General features: G+C 40.5%; 14 protein-coding genes. 9 read left to right on the plus strand and 5 right to left on the minus strand.

The annotated features are described in order from the left end of the window. Together JFC07_RS11925 and JFC07_RS11930 are read right to left on the minus strand one after the other, a co-directional pair. A partial coding sequence (locus tag JFC07_RS11925) for a transposase (RefSeq protein ID WP_198329111.1) occupies window positions 1-228 on the minus strand: 228 nt, incomplete at its 3' end. 494 nt (window positions 229-722) lie between these two features. Next, window positions 723-1,442, minus strand: a complete 720-nt coding sequence (locus tag JFC07_RS11930) for a bile acid:sodium symporter family protein (RefSeq protein ID WP_313782920.1) — start codon at window positions 1,440-1,442, stop codon at window positions 723-725. Between the two features lie 983 nt (window positions 1,443-2,425). Between JFC07_RS11930 and JFC07_RS11935 the strand changes: the two genes are divergently transcribed. The 7 genes from JFC07_RS11935 (at window position 2,426) to JFC07_RS11965 (ending at window position 14,703) form a co-directional block, all read left to right on the plus strand. Further along, window positions 2,426-2,926, plus strand: a complete 501-nt coding sequence (locus JFC07_RS11935; RefSeq protein WP_198329113.1) for a hypothetical protein — start codon at window positions 2,426-2,428, stop codon at window positions 2,924-2,926. Beyond that, complete coding sequence (locus JFC07_RS11940; RefSeq protein WP_198329114.1) at window positions 2,923-5,397, plus strand: site-specific integrase; 2,475 nt, start codon at window positions 2,923-2,925, stop codon at window positions 5,395-5,397. Before JFC07_RS11935 ends, JFC07_RS11940 begins: the two co-directional genes overlap by 4 nt. Further along, window positions 5,384-8,725, plus strand: a complete 3,342-nt coding sequence (locus JFC07_RS11945) for a tyrosine-type recombinase/integrase (RefSeq protein ID WP_198329115.1) — start codon at window positions 5,384-5,386, stop codon at window positions 8,723-8,725. Before JFC07_RS11940 ends, JFC07_RS11945 begins: the two co-directional genes overlap by 14 nt. A gap of 582 nt (window positions 8,726-9,307) precedes the next feature. Continuing rightward, window positions 9,308-9,496, plus strand: coding sequence for a hypothetical protein (locus JFC07_RS11950; RefSeq protein WP_198329116.1), 189 nt, complete (start codon window positions 9,308-9,310; stop codon window positions 9,494-9,496). 282 nt (window positions 9,497-9,778) lie between these two features. After that, window positions 9,779-11,209: a TolC family protein gene (locus JFC07_RS11955; protein WP_227678328.1), complete on the plus strand. Its 1,431-nt coding sequence runs from the start codon at window positions 9,779-9,781 to the stop codon at window positions 11,207-11,209. A 75-nt stretch (window positions 11,210-11,284) separates the two neighbouring features. After that, entirely contained in the window at window positions 11,285-13,522 is a 2,238-nt protein-coding gene (locus JFC07_RS11960; RefSeq protein ID WP_198329118.1) for a type I secretion system permease/ATPase, read from the plus strand. 11 nt (window positions 13,523-13,533) lie between these two features. Next, the gene (locus JFC07_RS11965; protein ID WP_198329119.1) at window positions 13,534-14,703 is read left to right on the plus strand and encodes a beta-barrel domain-containing protein; all 1,170 of its coding nucleotides are present in this window, start codon (window positions 13,534-13,536) and stop codon (window positions 14,701-14,703) included. Window positions 14,704-14,831: 128 nt separating this feature from the next. Here the strand turns inward: JFC07_RS11965 and JFC07_RS11970 are convergent, their stop codons facing one another. From JFC07_RS11970 to JFC07_RS11980, 3 genes are all read right to left on the minus strand, one after another. After that, the gene (locus tag JFC07_RS11970) at window positions 14,832-15,491 is read right to left on the minus strand and encodes a hypothetical protein (protein ID WP_198329120.1); all 660 of its coding nucleotides are present in this window, start codon (window positions 15,489-15,491) and stop codon (window positions 14,832-14,834) included. A gap of 301 nt (window positions 15,492-15,792) precedes the next feature. Beyond that, window positions 15,793-16,359, minus strand: a complete 567-nt coding sequence (locus JFC07_RS11975; RefSeq protein WP_198329121.1) for an IS630 family transposase — start codon at window positions 16,357-16,359, stop codon at window positions 15,793-15,795. Next, window positions 16,286-16,639, minus strand: coding sequence for an IS630 transposase-related protein (locus JFC07_RS11980; RefSeq protein WP_198329122.1), 354 nt, complete (start codon window positions 16,637-16,639; stop codon window positions 16,286-16,288). The genes JFC07_RS11975 and JFC07_RS11980 overlap by 74 nt, the downstream gene beginning before the upstream one ends. A gap of 306 nt (window positions 16,640-16,945) precedes the next feature. Here JFC07_RS11980 and JFC07_RS11985 point away from each other — a divergent pair, with 306 nt between their 5' ends. Beyond that, window positions 16,946-17,896, plus strand: a complete 951-nt coding sequence (locus tag JFC07_RS11985) for an OmpA family protein (RefSeq protein ID WP_198329123.1) — start codon at window positions 16,946-16,948, stop codon at window positions 17,894-17,896. 67 nt (window positions 17,897-17,963) lie between these two features. Next, window positions 17,964-18,551: hypothetical protein (locus JFC07_RS11990; RefSeq protein ID WP_198329124.1), on the plus strand; the 588-nt coding region annotated here is incomplete at its 3' end.

An 18,551-nucleotide genomic window follows, 5' to 3' on the forward strand; every position in this document is an offset into this window, starting at 1 on the left:
GTCGCCTGTGTCGCTACGGACGGTCTTTTTAGTATGACCGTTGCGCTTATTAGGCTTGTCTGCTTTCTCATGCTTGGGATAGCCGAGATGGTCTTCCATCTCAGCCTCTAAGGCAGTATCGATAAAGGATTGCATGAGCTGCTTCTGAAAGTCTTTGATGTCATCGAAGCTGCTCATGCTACCAGCCATTTGCTCGGCCAGTTTTTTAAGGTCAGATTGAGTAGTCATTGCTTATTCTCCTGTTAGTGGATTATAAGCAGTTACACAGAGTTTGGGAAACTCCCTGGAGAGCATCGCACTGTCAAATCTTAGAGATCACTTTATGATTAACGTAATAGCCTATGGTATTTACTTCTATCACGGGCGCGTGGATTTAGATAATTAAGTCTGTCTATTTGTTCAACCAAAATCACATCGTTTGCATGAGCAGCTTCGATCAGCTGCATCAGCTTTGGAAGTACTAGCTTTGCTCCTGATTTATTCTAGACATAAACGCAGCAATTTTATGATCATTAGCAAGATGTATAAGTTTATTTTTGGTACGTTTAGCGTCTTATTGTTTTATTGATGCTCTAAGATACGCTTTGATAAACATAATCACCTAAAATAGTCTGTTATAAGTGGTCTGTTAATACGTTTGAGAGGTAGAAGAACTGTTTTCGCTAGGGGATACCCAAAAAAATCCTCTAAACGATAACTTATCTGTAAGTAGTCAGGGCGATTCAGAAACCTGATTTTAAATCTATAGGTCGAGTCGTATGGCGTTTTGCCATATATTTGCCCAGTAAGGGTAAACAAAACATTGGTAATTGAAAAGCACCCAGTAACGGTAGAAAAACCGCACCCATAAAGGGTACAGTTATGGTGTAAGAAAGTAATACATTGCGTCCGCCACACACCAGCGCCGCGACAATAGCATTCTCATAGCCAAGACGCCGATATATTATATAAGCGGTAAAATAAAATACCAATGCCAATACCGAACTTAGCACTAGTAATAACAACGCTTGCCAGGGATTGTGGTCAAAGGTGGTACGAAATCCTGCCATCAGTCCCAGTGGAAACAACATCAGCAGTAAAATATTAAACTGCCCAATTTTGGGATAATAACGTAACAAAATAGCAGGTGGAACGAACCGACGCACTCCCACAGCTAGCAGCATTGGCATAAAAATATAAACTAACAAGCGTTTGACATAAAGACCAACGTCTAAATTCGAACTTTCATTGCCTAATAGCCATAATACGCCTAATAATGTGAATGGCATAATGAGCGTAGCAGCGATAGTTTTTGCCGTTGCCAGTTGTGCATCAAACCCCACCGCATTGACCAACGCACCACTACCAAACAATGGGGCAGTGGCACCAAGACCTGCAATCGCCAATAGCCAATCGTCACGTACACCGAGTGCATAAGCAGTTACTATTAAAGCTAGACTCATACCTCCGCTTTGTAATAAGGCAAAAACCCATACATAGCTTGTCGCTATACGCTTTAACAGCGCATATTGATTAATGCCTAGTAAAGTAAAAAACATCAAGAAGAACAATATTTGGGGTAAATATACTAATACGGCATTGGATAAGTTTGGAAAAACAAAGCCCACAATGGCGCAAACTGGCATAATTAATGTGCTATGGCGCGCAATAAAACTAAGAAGCATGGCCTTTCCTAATAAAAAATTTTTCTTCGATACGTATGTTGAACCACGCTGGAATTATTTGATATTCAACAATCTTAGAGAATATGAAAATACCGAAGTGTCTCATATGTCTACCACATCGATGCAAGACCGTCGCATATTCCGTGTAAGTGTCACTTATCTTGTATCAGTACTTCCACAAAACTTAGAATACTCTGGAACTTACATAGTGAGCAAAGCTTTCGCAATGTATGTTTATGCAACCAGTTTTCGATAGTGCTTATACAGACTGTTTTTGAGCCTGAATATGTCAATGTGAAAGTAGGACGGTAATGTATCCAACGGTTATCAGAGTACGAACTTCTCCATCGCACAGAGGATTTAGAAACGAATAAACAATTTAGCAGTAACAATAGGTATCTTAATAGTTTACTAACAATCATTATGACGCATCTCAAACCACACTCTTTGTTCTACCTTTTGTCTTGGCTTTGCCAAACATCTAAGCCAGTCACTCATACTTCTCAAAGCTCAATGTACGTACTCATTCACTGAAACTCATAATCGAAATTTTCGAGTAGCTTAACCACAGACTCTCTATGAATAATGCTAGAAATAGAATAAGGCGTCATGAGATGTCGTGTGTTTTCTGATTTTGCTGCAAACCTAAGCGAAGTGCCTTTTAATTGTTAGACAGTGCTCGTAAGCTATGAGTGGAGGTCAACAAATGGGCCGTAACGATCAAGTGATCAAATCGTTATTTTGGTTAGGAGTAAAGGTGGATGGAGACTATAGCGAGACTACAGGCAAACACTGTGCTTGTATTTCAAGGTGTACTTGAGCTCTTTAATATTTATACAAGCCATATTAGGCCATTTATTAGTGCAGCCTTCAAACTTGAGCGAAGCGCCGTGTGGACTAATACCACCTTGTTTATTAAAGAGGACAAAAAATGGTTTCTAGTCAATAATTTTGAGCTTTTTCACCTAATTAAAAGTCCTGATGTTGGTTTTAATGTACTCAAACAAAAAGTGTCTGTGAGATATATAACGAGAGATGATTTCAATTTTGATCTCTGCTTTTATGAGCTTGTTGAATTGATTGCCCAGCATAACAAGAAGCTAGATATTAAACTCATTTACAAACATCTAAAAAAAATTTTAGATAAGCAAATGACCCAACGGTTATTTAGTAAAAACATCTTCGCCGTCACCAAGTTTTGTGAGCTTATTAATATTACTGAGCAGGCCTATCATGCACGTCACTCTGGAGTATCGCTATGACTCAAAATAATGACACCTTTCCTAGTCAGAAAAAATGGCTGTCTGCAAAAACCATTGATTATTTAAAGAGTGATGAAGCTTTTGTTTACCCAGAACCTGTCGTAGATGCTATTTCTACCATCGTTATAGCCGTACAGGATAGTTATGAGCGACCTGATGACTCTACTAAATACTTATTAAAGACGATTGTGCCACTATTACAACAGAGACCAGTGGCCAATCAGTATATGCAAATCAATCGTACGGATCTGGCACAAAAACCATTGATGATGCAGCTACTTATCTTAATGCAAAATATCGTCATCAAGCAGCAGTTAGGTCAATCAGTGCAACAGCTCGTTTGGTTATCCATAGCAATGCACACTGCAGCTTTACTTATCGTTCAAGATAAAAAAACCCATACCAACAATGTACTCATGCAATTTAAGATGGCGCAGTTCTCAGCATCTCCTAGACGAAAATGGCTTTGGCAGGCTCTTCCTGATATCGCTCAAACTGAGATGAGTATAGAGCGTATATTATCTGTATTTGACAGTTTATTAGAGCAGCAAAAAAGCGTCCTTGTAATGCTAACCAATAGCCAAGCTACTCATATCAAGGATCTCGCAAAGGATAAATCTGACTTAAAAGCTAAGCTAAGCCAAATAGATAAAATAACTACCGCCTATCAACACGCACATGACTTACATGCACCAAAACCTAAGCGTAAGAAGCCACCAAAAAATAATAAAGTTAAGCCTATAAATTTAGCTGATAACAAACCGATATATCCATCTGACTCTAATGCGACGGGCCATCACTGGGGTAGTGGGCATAGTAATGATAATTGGGGCAGCACACATGATGATATAGAAAACAGTGCTATCGCTATAGATCTTGTATTCCTAGAGTCTCATACCGAAACTTATGAAGGTTTAAACACAAGCTTTGAAGAGAGCATTGATCATTATGAGGCACCCTATGTCAGCTATGGCGAATATCCAAACCCTTTAATCAAAGATTCCATACCGCTTCAAACTATAGATTTATCTCTACAGCAAAACTACATGTCTCAGCGCAATCTCGCGCTCAACTCTAACACGCGCCTACTTTCCGTTGCTGGTTACCAAGCATTGTTCGCTGCGCTACACCAAGACGCGAAATCTTTGTCTCAAGGAGATACTAATACAGCCTGTGCTAGCATTTTACTGTTATCAATGATCACCGGATTGCCGGTTAAGTCCTTACTCATACCAGGCTACATCGGTCATCCTAGTATTTTTAGCATTCATGATAAAAGAGTTTATATCAAACATAGCCTTGGTATTACTAAGCGATCCGATAGCCAAACTTTAACAAAAAAAGATTATGAAAATCACTCTGACACTATCAAAATCCCGCTGCCATTATGGTTAATTGATAACTTACTCGCTTGTGAATTACCGGTAAAAGAGGACTTTACAGCTTATATTGCTTACTTACGTAGCAGCCTCGGGTTCCCGTACTTGTCAATCAATCGCATAGAAACCGCATTACATGTCGTGCTCTCTCGTTATACGCCAGGTTGTCATGAGCACATAGCCGATATCATTTGCCGCACGCCAGCGCCACATGCTCCGGCGATGTACTATAGTAGCCATACCAGTGAGATGATCATCGCTCATTATAAATCAGCGTTAAGTGTATTCAGCAGCGTAAGTGGTTTTGACTTAGCTTATATTACTCCTTGGCACAAGTATGCTGTAGGCTCGGGGTTCGCAATCAAGCTTGAAACCGCTAATAGTATTATAAATGAGATGATAGTTTGGATAGATCAAAGTACAAACTATGAGGATCACTTCAATAGAACCAGTATTTTTATATGGTTTATTTTCTGCCTCTTAACTGGTGTACGACCAAATAATAGCCTTGGTAAGACGTCTAATATTGATCTTGAGATGGGCTGGCTAGTGGTCAACGACAAACCGATTAAGAAAGTCAAAAGCGATCGCCTAATACCGCTATGTTTCACCCTTGTCAGCTATTTAACAGATTATAGAGATTACTTAATTGACTATCAGGCTAAGCATCAAACAAAGCATGAAATCAGCGCGAGCATTGATGATATCCGCTTAGGTAAAGATGAAGCGCTATTGAAGCTCTTGTCTGAGGGCGCTCATACTCTAAAAGACATCAAGCGCGGTGATGCTTACCATATGACCAAACACATCGTTGACATCGATCCTTATTGGGTACGCCATTTTGTCCGTACTCAACTTGAAAATCTTGGTATTTCCCTTTCGCTTATTAATACGGTTATTGGTCATGAAAAAGCTCGACAAGAAGTATTGGGGCGCTTCTCATCAAGTAGCAAAGCAGATATTAAGCGTGTGGCATCCGCTTTTGAGCAAATTGCTGAACAGCTAGGACTAACAAATATAAAAATCGACAATTATTCAAACCCAGATGATGTTGGCTTAAGCTCCGCAGAGGCAGACTATGCTAATAAATAAAATACACTTACCAAAAATTATTGATAACTTAGCAAGGTTTGATGGTAGAAAAAAGCGCTACGTGCCTTACCCATCAATACTCAAAGACAGTGACCCGGTAAGGAAACGCGAAATACAGCTATTAAGTGATTTACAGACTGAGTGGGAGTCCTTACAAAAAGCATATCCTGGCAATATCAGATTTATCAAGTCTTTTGATGAACCTTACCGACAAGTACTTTGGCCTGATGACTGTTTCTTTTTGGCTATATCAGCCCCTAGCGGCTACGTTGACGCATTATGGCTGTCGTGGAGCCAAACATTAGGCCAGTATCAGCATGACTTTTATGAACAGCTCAGACCTTTGTCTAATGAGGGGTTCGATGAGTTTCAAGCGCTCATTCAAGATAAGATTGCAAAAGCTAACGATTCAGCTAGAGTATTAAAAGCGTCATGGAAAATTATCAGACAGTTTATTGATTATCAAAACCAGCACTATATGCTCGCTGAGCATCACTACCCTAAGATAGTTGCACTGCAACCTACCAAAACCAATCCACTGATTATTAATGCAGACTGGATAAAAAACGGCAAGTCACTGGTCAGAATTATTCGTGCAGTGCATAATCATTGGAATCAAACAACTGATTACAGCCAAGAGCAGATCATAGGTTGGCTGCTATTCTCAGGCATGGTTTACGGGGGTATCAATGAAGTGCAGATGCTTCAAGGGTGGCTTACTTCTCTGCTTACTAAAGAGTATCAGCCATTTATCAATGAAAGAATAGTGGTTTCGCCACGTTTTATCCAAAAGCGCTACGGTAATGAGCGTGAGGAGAGTAGTGAGGAGCTTTATAATACCAAGCAAATCGTTGTAGATGTAGTCAGTCAATGCTGGCTAATACGTTACCACCAAAAGAGCAGTCAAGAAGATATCCAACATACGCTTGCCAATCTTTCTGAAGATAGCCTTAAGCGCTACCTAAAAAGCACTTTAGCGGACGTGACCGAGCCTTTAAATATTAAACCGCCGACCTTATCTCGATTTTTATATTACGCTAGTTATTATTGGGAATTTCTGGATGGTGCTGATATTGATAATGCCTCGGTAGGCGTCATGCGAGGCATACACAACACCGTCGGACTAGTCACTAAAGATTTTGATCGTTTTTTGCATCAAGAATACAAATACAGAGAAAAACCTTACGACCTAGAAAAGATTTTAAAGCTAGATATCTCTTCAAACCCTAATTATAAAAAGGAAACATTAAGCAATTCCTCTAAAAGGGCAGAAGTGCGAAAGTCAGATTTAATCATAAATCTTACTAACGATTTCAAACTGAATGAAGAGCAAAAAAAGAAAAAACTAAGCTATACGCCGCCTACTCTTATTGAAAGGGTGCAAAAGCGCTGTGAGCAATATACCGACATGAGCGAGGCTATCTTATTACAATGGACACTGAGTTTGCTTTGCCGAGAAAGCCCGCCTGCTAACAAAACCATTTTGAAGTACATTAGAACCATAGGCTATGAGTGGCTGTACTTCACAATGGCACAGCCGCTTCATATCTGGTCAGAGGAAGAGTTTGAGGCCCATTATGATGATATTTTAGAATACAAAGCCGTCGTACGCTGTAATACCACTACTGTCTATGCAGGCAATCTACTTCAGCGCATGCATGATTTTGCTAGGGATAGATATAATCTGCCTCCAGTAACTATTCAGCAGTCTAAAAACGGTCGGCGGGTGCGGGCAGAGCTGGTATCACCGCAAGCCTATCGCGCTATTATCACTCAAATTTGGGAGTCTGTAGATATATTAGAACGTGAGATGTTCGCGCTTTTATTTATACTTGTCTATCGTACTGGGATGCGCAAAAAAGAGCTACTTGGCCTAAAGTACGATGACATCGAAGGTTTGAAATTAGCAATGCCTTCGGTAGTGATTAGACCCAACCATTACCGTCCAACCAAGACCCAAAGTAGCATCCGCCGCGTTCCCGTTTTTGCTCTTTTAAGACCAGATGAGTTAAATCTTTTTAACACCTTTATACAAAGTAATATCGGTAATAATTCAAACAAGTTTATCTTTACCTTGTCATCCGATCAGCGCCCTATAGGTGATCACGTACCTTTAGATTTACTCAAACAGGTCTTAAAAGATATCTCGTTAGATGATAATGTACCAAATCATACCTTCCATGGCTTTAGACATACGGCAGTGAGTAACTTATCACTAGTGCTATTAGGTCATCCAGATTTGGTTCAATCATTAACCAATTATGATAACAGCGATGTATTGCGTATCAAACATGGATTACTCGGCGAGCATATCGATACACAAGATCGGTGGTACGCCTTGTCGGGTATGATGGGGCACCTATCACCGCAGCGTAGTTTTGAGTATTACAACCACTTTGCTACCCTTATGGCCACTTATGCATTAAGTATCGCTAATATTAGACTGCCTAAGCAAACATTGTGCAATATTACTAACTTTACCCGTCCAAAGCTCAATAATAACTCTGATATTACTGATAATGATATGGTCAGCATACCCAGTATGCGTAAGCTATTATTCAAAAATATCATAGAAGGCAGACGCAAATCACCGCGATTTACCGTCGAAAATCTTGATAAGTATCTTTTATTCAACACTGAGCCGCCCGCCACTGACGAGCTGTTTGGTCGCTATGGCATAAACCGAATACTGCGCCTGCTACAAGACTCTGATGACAAAATACCATTAGACAAAGCGGCACAGATGGCAAATATTTCTATGCAAGATGCTTCAATTTTAGTAAAACGAGCATACGAAGTATCCACAATCACCACAGGACGTGATAAACCGCGCTTTGTAAAGGCTACAGATCCAAAAATGACTATATTGAGTCCGCTAAGTATTCGATACCAAAGTGATTTAAGATTGCTGTCGCTTTTACTCAATCAGGCTTATCGTCTACGACAAAAATCTGAATCTGACTGGACTTGGCTCATTGAGGTGTGTCGTCAGAGGCTTTCTAATAGCAGGGCCTACATATCATTTACTAAAGGAGATAAAGAAGAGTTACAACATTTTATGCGTATTGCTAAAGAACTGCTACCTTTAAAGCATTGGCTAATGAAGGGTAACGAAGCCGTACTAGAGAGCAAAAAATCAGATAAGGATTACCAAGGTATCAGGCAACAATGTGATGATTCAATCAACACAATTCACATCGGTATCGCCAGCCGCGATCATAGAAGTCAGATGAGAAAATGGCAACACTCTCCGTTATTGAGGTTTTTTGTGCACATGATGCTGATTACAGATGAGAATCTATCTACCATGAAAATAGGAAGCTATTGATTGAAAAAATTGATGTGTGCTTATATTTCTTTATAACGACAATGACCAATATTTATAGTATTACCGAGTAAAAGCAAATTATCCATCTCAACTCATTTCACATATTAAAAAATTCAGAAGGTCATGTTATTTATTATATTTAGGGCTGTTTAGCTTCTTTATATGTCAATACGGGTCAAGACCATTTTTGATTATGTTATTTTGGGTAAGCCAAATGATTTGAATACATGCCAAAAAAGGCTGGCATGTATACTGATAGAGTATATATTAGTTATAGGAGCAAGCTTAACCTATTCGAAAAAACCTTGAGTGATACTATTCTTATTTTGGTAAAACTTACAAAGGTAAAAAAGCAAGGATGGTAATGATATGCCTAGATTTGCTCCAGTTATCTAGAGCAACCCCTTATCTTATTTTACTCATTTGAGTATTAGTGAAGATAAGCAATAGTTGATCGTAACCGAGTCTAAAAGAATGATAAAAAATGAACACAGTACCCATAAAAGTATAATGATTGCTATAAGGGAAGCAGCGACTCTTTACCTATTTAACAGGAATCGTGAAAAGGATATCCCTAAATCAGTGACTCTTGAAGGTATCAAATACGGTGTAAATGATAATGATGCCGATACTTATGGCTCTGTGGCCGATCTATTAGGGGCTAATGGTCATCAGCAAATTCTGTATGTCACTACCGATAGCTTCAACACGGGTATGGATAATGATCTAACTACCTTGATCAATATCACGAACACGCCTTTTGGTGTTTAAGCTATTGTTTATTCGCTCTATAATTTTATAATTAACAAAAAGCGTTTCCATAATGGAGGCGCTTTTTGTGCTTATTCTTTGATTGCTTTATAAGATAGGCTTTAGTAAGGTTTGACACATGAGAGTTAAACACTTAATAAATAGCACTCAGAGTGCCAACAATTGAAATTCAATATGAAAAAAATATCAAATCAACAATACTGCTCTTATACACTGGCATTGTGCCGTCAGGTTATATTATTGATAATGGGGACGTGCTTTTCTATATATTCCCACGCTGTAGTGACAGACTTGCAAATCAATAGTTTGATCAGGCAATCTATTGAATCACATCCTTTAGTAGGCTCAGCTCGTGCCAACCAAGAGGCAACGACAGAAGGCATCACTGCCGCTAAGCTAAACCTGCTACCTACACCAAGTATTTCTTCAGGTTTTGATATAGACAATGACTTTGTCTCACAAGTTACCATTCGACAGCCATTGTGGACGGCAGGTAAGCTCACAGCCGATGTAAATCAAGCCATATTTGATGATAAAGCAGCCGTTGAGTATATCTACGAACAACAAAACTTAGTTGCCAAGAGCACCATTGATGCCTGGCAAGGATATGTTCAAGCTGTTGCCCAGCAAGACATCCATATTGAGGGCTTAAAGCAGCTCAATGAGTTTGAGGCAATGATGCAGCGCCGTGTCGGGCAAGGTGTTTCTGCGCGTATCGAGCTTGATTTGGTGACTAATCGTATCCTGCAGGAGCAAAATGCTTATCAAGCAGCAGTAGAGCAGCAGCGTATAGCCACCGCAAGGCTTGAACAGATAATCGGTGAGCCTTTATCTCGTAGTAGTGAAATTAGCTTACCCAATATCAAAACATTGGTCAACCAAGCCAAGCAGCAATCTATTGGTTTTGAGCGCATGGCGTTTGATCAATCCAGCTTCTATAATCCTACCGTTGTTAAAGAGCATTTTCAGATTGAGTCTGCCAAACAAGGTGTCGAAGCCCAACAGGCATCGCGATATCCTACGGTTTATGCTCAATACGAACATGCTTACTACCACGATGATAACAGAGATAGGGGTAAGTTCTCTTTAGGATTGAATTACGCTCCAGGAGCTGGGTTCTCTAACTTGGCGTTAGCACGTGCCTCTCAAGCACAAGTAAATAGTCTGGTTCAAAATCAAGAAGCAGCGCGCCGTAGAGTAATAGAAGATGTACAAGTACAGTATCAGCAATTTGTCAGCGCAAAAGACCGAGAGAACTCGTTGATCGCAGCAGTAGCAGGGGCACAGATTGTGGTCAGCTCTTATCGTCGGCAGTTCATCGCTGGACGTAAGTCATGGTTAGAGGTACTCAATGCTGTGCGTGAACACAATGATTATCAAGTGCAGTTAGTACAGACTCGAGCCAATTTGTTAGGGGCGTTTCATCGACTGCAAGTGGATTTTGGTGTGATGCCATGGCAACAGTTTTCAGACAATCGTGAGCATGTTAGTTTGTTTAGCCCATTAGAGACTGTTAAGGATTGGGTAGGCAAGAAGAGTAAAAATGTAGATAGTGAAAAGCTTGGCTATGGGATCAACTCACCAGAAGAGTATATCGATATAACTTTGCCTGCGACAGCAGAAGCAGGACTGAATAGTGGTCAATACATTATGCTGAACGAAGATCATAGTATCACCCCGATAGTCGATCAAGACAACAAAGTAAGTAATTAAACGACCAGCTTTCAAAGCTTGATTTGAAAAAATTGTTAATAAAGGCATCTCTCAAATATTAAATAAGTGATTAGTATGAGCACAAATTCGCAAGCGATACCTTCTCTGTCTGTGGCTCATAATCCAGAGCCTGAAAACAATAACCAGATTGATTTCACTGAAACCCTGACGGATGCTATTAGGCATTTACTGAGTCAGCAGGGCTATCCAGTAGACAATATCCGTCTGTATGATATTGTCGAACGTCACAATGAATTGTCTGGTAGGCAAGAGCAAAGCATTCATCAGTTGGGTGGCGTTATTGCTGTACTTGAAGGTATTGGTATCAAAGACACTCCTGAAATATTGGAAAAGCCCGATGCTGCCTTTTTGCCTTTGCTTGCTTATCGACCAGATATGGGTTGGGGGGTCATCGATGGCCAAACCCCACAAAAAAGCTGGAATTTTAGACAAGAGGATGCACGGACGCCGACGCGAGCTGACCAGCTATCACTGATATTGCGTATTCGTTTAAAAGACGATCACATCAAGCAGCGAACCGCCTCATTTACTGATTTATTAAAGTCAGACCTTGGTAATTATAAGGGAGTATTGTTTGAAGCAATCATTGCGACATTTCTAATCAACATATTGGCACTGGCAGTGTCGTTGTTTTCTATGCAGGTCTATGACCGAGTCATTCCGACTCGTAGTGAATATACACTTATTATCTTAGCCAGTGGTGTGATGTTGGTTATTTTATTCGAAGCTTTTATGAAGTTCTCGCGCTCTAGGATTATGGATAAAGTCGTGGTTGGTCTGGATCAGTACTTATCACGTGAAGTCTTTCAACGGCTATTGAAAGTGCGTATCGACCAGATGCCAGGATCAGTCGGTTCTATGGCGGCTCAATTACGCGGATATGAGCAAGTGCGTAGCTTTTTTACTGCCAGTACGCTTTTTGGTTTGGTTGATTTACCGATGACCATTATTTTTATCAGTTTAGTGGCATTTATTGGTTCACCTTTGGTCGCTGTCGTGCCAGTGATTGCGGCAGTAATAGCGATCAGTATGGGGCTGATTGCTCGCAAACGCATTGATCTCATTGCCGCAGAAGGGGCGACTGCTTCTTATTATAAAACAGGATTGTTAGTAGAGGCGGTTGAAGGCGTTGAGACGATTAAGGCTGGAGCTGGGAGTTGGAAGTTTTTATCACGTTGGCTTGATGTGATGAATACCACCGTCAAAAATGACTTGGATATGAAGCATACCAATGACAACTTAACTTACTTTACTCAAATGCTGCAGCAAGTGAGCTATGTGGGTATTGTGATAGTGGGCTCTTTTGTCGTAATGCAAGGTGATATGACCATGGGTGGCTTGATTGCTTGCTCTATTTTGGGTGGCCGCGTGTTGGCTCCAGTAATGGCTATACCCAACCTACTGGTACAGTACTCTCATGCCAAAGCCGCCAAACTCAATATCGAAACGCTGTTTTCGCTTGAGCAAGACAATCAAGGAGTCGCTTATCCCTTATCACCGACTCGTATCAATGGCAGCTACCAATGTGATGGTTTGGTGTTTAATTACCAAGGCAATGACAGATCAGCGCTTGCGATTGATAAGCTAAGCATCAAACCAGGAGAACGTATTGCGATCTTGGGCCCAATTGGTTCAGGGAAGTCGACCTTACTAAAAGTACTCGCGGGCTTGTATGCACCGACCAAAGGCCGAGTACTGTTGGATGGTCTAGATATCCATCAAATCAGTCGTGAGACGTTAAGTGAGCGCGTGGGGTATTTGCAGCAAGACCACAGGCTGTTTCAAGGCACGCTAAGAGAAAACCTACTGATTGGTATGGCAGCGCCCAATGATGATGTCCTACAAGACGCCCTAAATAAAACAGGGCTTATCAATCTTGTATCTAGCCACTCAAGCGGCCTTGATTTGCCCATTAGTGAAGGCGGTAAAGGCTTATCAGGCGGGCAAAAGCAATTGGTTGCCTTCACTCGCTTATTACTAACAAAGCCGGATGTGTTTTTATTAGATGAACCCACCGCCTCCATGGACAATCGCCAAGAGCAGCGCTGTTTACAAGTGCTAAAGCAGGAGCTGACAAAAGGCCAGACTTTTATCGTCTCTACGCATAAAACCGCTCTTTTAGACTTAGTCGATAGATTGATTATCATGGACAATCAACGCATAGTGATAGACGGACCAAAACAAGCGGTGCTTGATAGCTTAAAAAGAAACGAACAAGCTCAACATCAAAACCGCATCAAAAAAAGAGGAAAAACGACCGATCAGATCAATAAAGACTCACCAGACAATTAAGGTAAGCAGGCATGTCAGAGTATAAATACACACCCACCAACCCCAATGTAAATCGCTCAAGGTTAAGTATTTGGATTGCCTTAATTGGGATAATTGTCTTAATCATATGGGCATCATACGCCAAAATAGACCAAGTAACTCGTGCCAAAGCTACCGTTATCGCAAGCGCTCGTACACAAGAAATTCAAGCCTCAGAGGGTGGGGTGTTAACTCGGCTTGCTGTGGCAGAAGGCCAAGAAGTCAAAAAAGGTCAGTTGCTTGTCGTGTTAGAAGAGGAGCGAGCCAAGGCCGCGGTCGATAACTCCGCGTCTAAAATAGCAGCATTACAAGCAAAGCTGGCGCGATTAAATGCTGAGATATTCGAAAAACCTTTAGTTTTCCCAAAGGCATTACAAAGCTACCCTGAATACGTACAAAACCAAAAAGCGCTTTATGATCGACGCCGCCGGGCGATCAATGAAGACGTCTCTTCTCTTGAAAAAATGCTGGTATTGGCGCGGCAGGAGCTGAGCATGAATGAGCCTTTATTAGAGTATGGGGATGTCAGTCAGGCAGATGTGATCAAGCTGAGCCGTCAAGTGGCTGATATCGAAGCGCAAATCAACAATAAGCGCAATAAATACTTTGAGGAAGCGCAAGCTGAAATGACCAAAGCCCAAGAAGAGCTTGATACGGAGCTTGAGCAGCTACGAGATCGCTCACAAGTACTAGAAGAAAAACGTCTGATGGCACCGACAGAAGGCAAGGTCAAAAACATTAATGTGACTACTATCGGCGGTGTGGTGAAGCCAGGCGAGATCATTATGCAGATTTTGCCGACCAGTAGTGACCTAATCATTGATGCAAAAGTGAGCCCTGCCGATATTGCGTATGTCAAAGAAGGCCAATACGCGACCGTAAAGCTCGATGCTTATGATTATTCTATTTTTGGCGCAATGAAAGGGACGGTGAATTATATTAGTCCAGATACGCTTATTGAAAAAACGCCTAAGGGCGAAGAGCCTTATTATCGAGTATTAATTGTCATCAATGGTGCCGAGTTTGCAGGCAGGGGCGATGAGATTGTCATCAAACCTGGTATGACAGCGTCAGTTGATATCAAGGCTATGGAACGCACTGTATTGTCTTACTTGACCAAGCCTATCACCAAAACCTTGTCAGAGGGCTTAGGCGAGCGATGATAAGACACATTCACTGATGCCAGTGTTACCTCTCTTTTATCCTAATGTATTTATAGTCTGTTCTAAATAAAACAGATACAGAGCTATCAAGTCGCTCACTGAAAAGTATTCTTTATAAATACTAGTTGTTAATTTTTTTGTTTTTCTATTTCATTAATTTTTTGTTGATTTCGATTTTTTATTTCATTAATTGCTTGACTTAGCTGACTGTTTATCTCCTCTGCTTCTGACTTTATTGATAGGTGCTCATCATCTATTACCATGTTATTTTTTGTATTAGGGATATCCATCTCTAATAGTCCTACATGATTTTTTATATCTTTTAATTCTGCAAGGTCCTCTTTTTTTATAGGCATCAGATTCTCGTTGCTTTGGCTATCTGGAGTGTCTTTTTCTTGTGTGTTTTGACTGATTGAGACAGAGGCCGCGCTATCTTTATGAATGATCTTTTGAGAGCCCTCCAAGATTGCCGTATTGTCAGTTTTTGGTTCATCAAACGCTTCCGAGCTTCTTGTAGAGGTTTTCTTATGATGGCTTTGAACATCACTGTCTTTTTTAGCGATGGTCTGCGTGCTACTAAGCGTAGATATATAGGTCTCTGATTTAAAAGGTAAGATTTCCGTATCTGTAATATCAAGCCTAGAAGGCAAAACTGTATTAGAGGTGCTGTCAGCCACTTTTACTGAGTCATGTGTATGTACAGCCAGATAAAACACAATGAATACGGCTATATGCACCAGTACCGCGAGACACAGGGCTTTTAGATGCTTCTTATCAAAATCTTTCATTCTATAGCTCTTACCTTTTGGTGCCAAAGCTTTTGCGAGTATTATCTAAACCCCTAAGTAATTACGGCTACTACCAGTATCATTATAAAGGTATCGTATAAAAAATATAAATGACAGTCATTAAAAAAAAGTATGGTGTGCTTTCTATATGCTTTTATTTGAATATAAATAAATTTTATATATAATCATTTTTTCTATAAAATAAAAAAGCAATGATAAGAGTAGGGTTTTTTAAATAGAGTAATACTGATTATTCAAGGTTTGCATTATTTTTTTGTAACGCTATACTGAGATTATATAGTCAGTCTAGAATAAAAGAGATACAACCCATATCATGAAACAGCTTAGGTAGATTATTCTCCATCCAGCCTTGACGTAGAAATTTTGCCTGTGCCCACTTCTTTTCAATGGGATTTAGATCAGGGCTGTAGGGTGGCAACCAAAGAATACGATGGCCATGTCTGTTCAGTAGTTTTTGAATGCATTTGTTCTTATGAAATCTAGCATTGTCCATCACGATCACACATTTTGTTTTAAGACTTGGTATTAGCGTGTGTTTGCACCAGTTGTAGAATATGCTGCTGTTAATATTTTGCTCAAAGTAATCTAAGGCAAATAACATTTTTTCATAGAGAGCACCAATAACGTTAGTGCGCTTTCTTGCTTGCCAGTTATAGCTGTCGATACAGGGTTTACCTATCGGTGCATAGCCATGAGAACGAATGGTTTCAGCCTCAAAGCCGCTTTCATCCATGTACACAATGGGATAGCCTTGCTGCATAAAACTATTGAGCTTACTCTGATACGCTGCTCTTTTTATTGGACACGCTTTTGGATGCTCTAAGGTCTTTTTTTTGACTGATACCAAGACGCTTTAGGGCAATATCAATGCCTGACTTGCTACAGCCTAAACGTTGAGCTCGCTCGTAAATGTAATCGTCTGGATACTGCGCGACGTCTTTGAGAAGTGCTTCATTTGGTATTTTACTGGGTGGTTTATCCCGAGTTTGTTTGATACTTGGGTTTTTCAGCCAACGCTGTAAAGTGGTTTTGCTGATGTCATAGAAAATACAAGCTTGACGAATGCTCATGTCTTTGTCTTTGACGCTTTTTATAACTTGCGTTCGAAAGTCTGCTGAGTAAGTCATAATGATTATATCTTTCTCTTTATTTTAAAAGCATTGTATCTTATTTATAAAAGACTGACTATAGTCATGATGTTTACAAAAAACATAAATACCTATGATAAATGGTATAGTCGATACACTCTAAAAATGTCATAGCGCTACTGGGATGAATTTTGCGCAGCCTCTGGGAACGCAGCACGCAAGTAAAATCTATACCAGTAGCGCGTTTAAATCCATAACAGTTTTACATTCAGCTAACTATAATAAAAGAGTCGGTCAAAAATCATTTAAGATAGAAATCATACATGCTAATAAGGAGTAGGAGATATGGATATTAGAATAGCGACGTTATCAACGGTGTTGTTTTCAATGACTGGCTTATTAGGATGTCAAACTCTCGCAAATAATCCATCAGAGCCAAGCCGTACACAGATACATCAAGCCAGTTGGGTTACCAGTGGAGACGCGTTTGGCCCGCCTGACGATAGTGTGTTGGCAACTAATGAAAGCCGAGTGGTGTTCTTTCGTGATGAAGAGGATGGCAGCTCAGACGTCGTTAGGGTAGGGCTAGGTGCTGATAATGTTTTCCAATCTAGCCTACAAAATAAGCACTATTCAGAAAGTGTGCTGTGCTCTGGTGTGCAAACTATCAACATAACAGTCGCTAATAAGCAAAAAGTAACCACCTACTCTCAAAAATATACCTTCCTCCCACAAACCACCACCTACTTACAGATTGGTACTTCCAAATCAGGCCATGCTTTTATCAGACAGGTTTCTCTTGAGGATGTTTTAAATTCACCTGAGAAGTTTACGCGCCAAGCTCACCAAATCAATCGTGTCTCCTCTAAGTGCAATAGGCTAGACAATGTCGATCTGCAACAGTCGGAAACGCTGAGTACAGCGGACAATAGCGATATTGATGCACCTTTGTACTTTCGCCTACTGTTCGATTTCGATAGTGTCGACGTCAAAAACGAGAACGTAATAAAGCTTAGTAAAGTGGCCGATATGGCTCGATTGTTTCCTAAAAGAGCCGTGATATTAGAAGGCCATACAGATGATAGAGGCCCAAAACAATACAATTTAACGCTTTCTCAAAAGCGTGCCGATGCTGTCAAAAATATTTTGATAAATCAATATGGTCTAGATGCTGAGCGTATAGTCAGTGTGGGCTATGGCGAGTCAAGACCGGTGGATAAAAGTGGTACAGAAAAAGGGCGTCAAAATAATCGCCGAGTAGACGCTATCGTGATCCGAGAAGAATCTGCTAAATAACTGGCAACGATATAATACTGTGAAGACATTAATCAAAAATGTATAGACAAAAATTAGGGATGATACCATGAAAAATATAACCGTTAAAGTACAGAGCCAAATTGAGACAGTTACTGAGCACAAAGTAATGACACAAAATAGCGAACCGATCGTCATTGCTGCTACTAATAATATTAACTATGAGCTTATAGACGACTCCACAGGACATGCGCCAGACCATATCATTACTAAGCGAGTAGACAAAGATCTGCATGTTTCTTTTGAAAATAACAGTCTCGAACCAGATCTTATTATTGAAGGGTTTTATGAGGATATTAATAGTGCGCTCATAGGCTTGGCCGAAGATGGCAGTTATTACTACTATATTCCGGATTCTGGTGAGGTAGCAGACTATGTTACTGAGTTGGAAATAGGTGATGTACAAGGACAGGCCTTGGGTGGGACACCGCAAGCAGCACCTTGGTGGGTGGGAGCCACAGAAGTTGAAGGCTTTGATGCGTTACCTTGGTTAGCAGGTCTGGCAGGAGTAGGTATCTTAGGTGCTGCTTTAGGAAGCAGTGGTGGAAGTAGCAATAATAATCAACCACCAATTGATAATGTCGCTCCAGATGCGCCGACAGACGTTATCGTCAGTGAAGATGGCAGCAGCGTCACT

The organism is Psychrobacter faecalis, from assembly GCF_016107575.1.
GTDB lineage: Bacteria > Pseudomonadota > Gammaproteobacteria > Pseudomonadales > Moraxellaceae > Psychrobacter > Psychrobacter faecalis.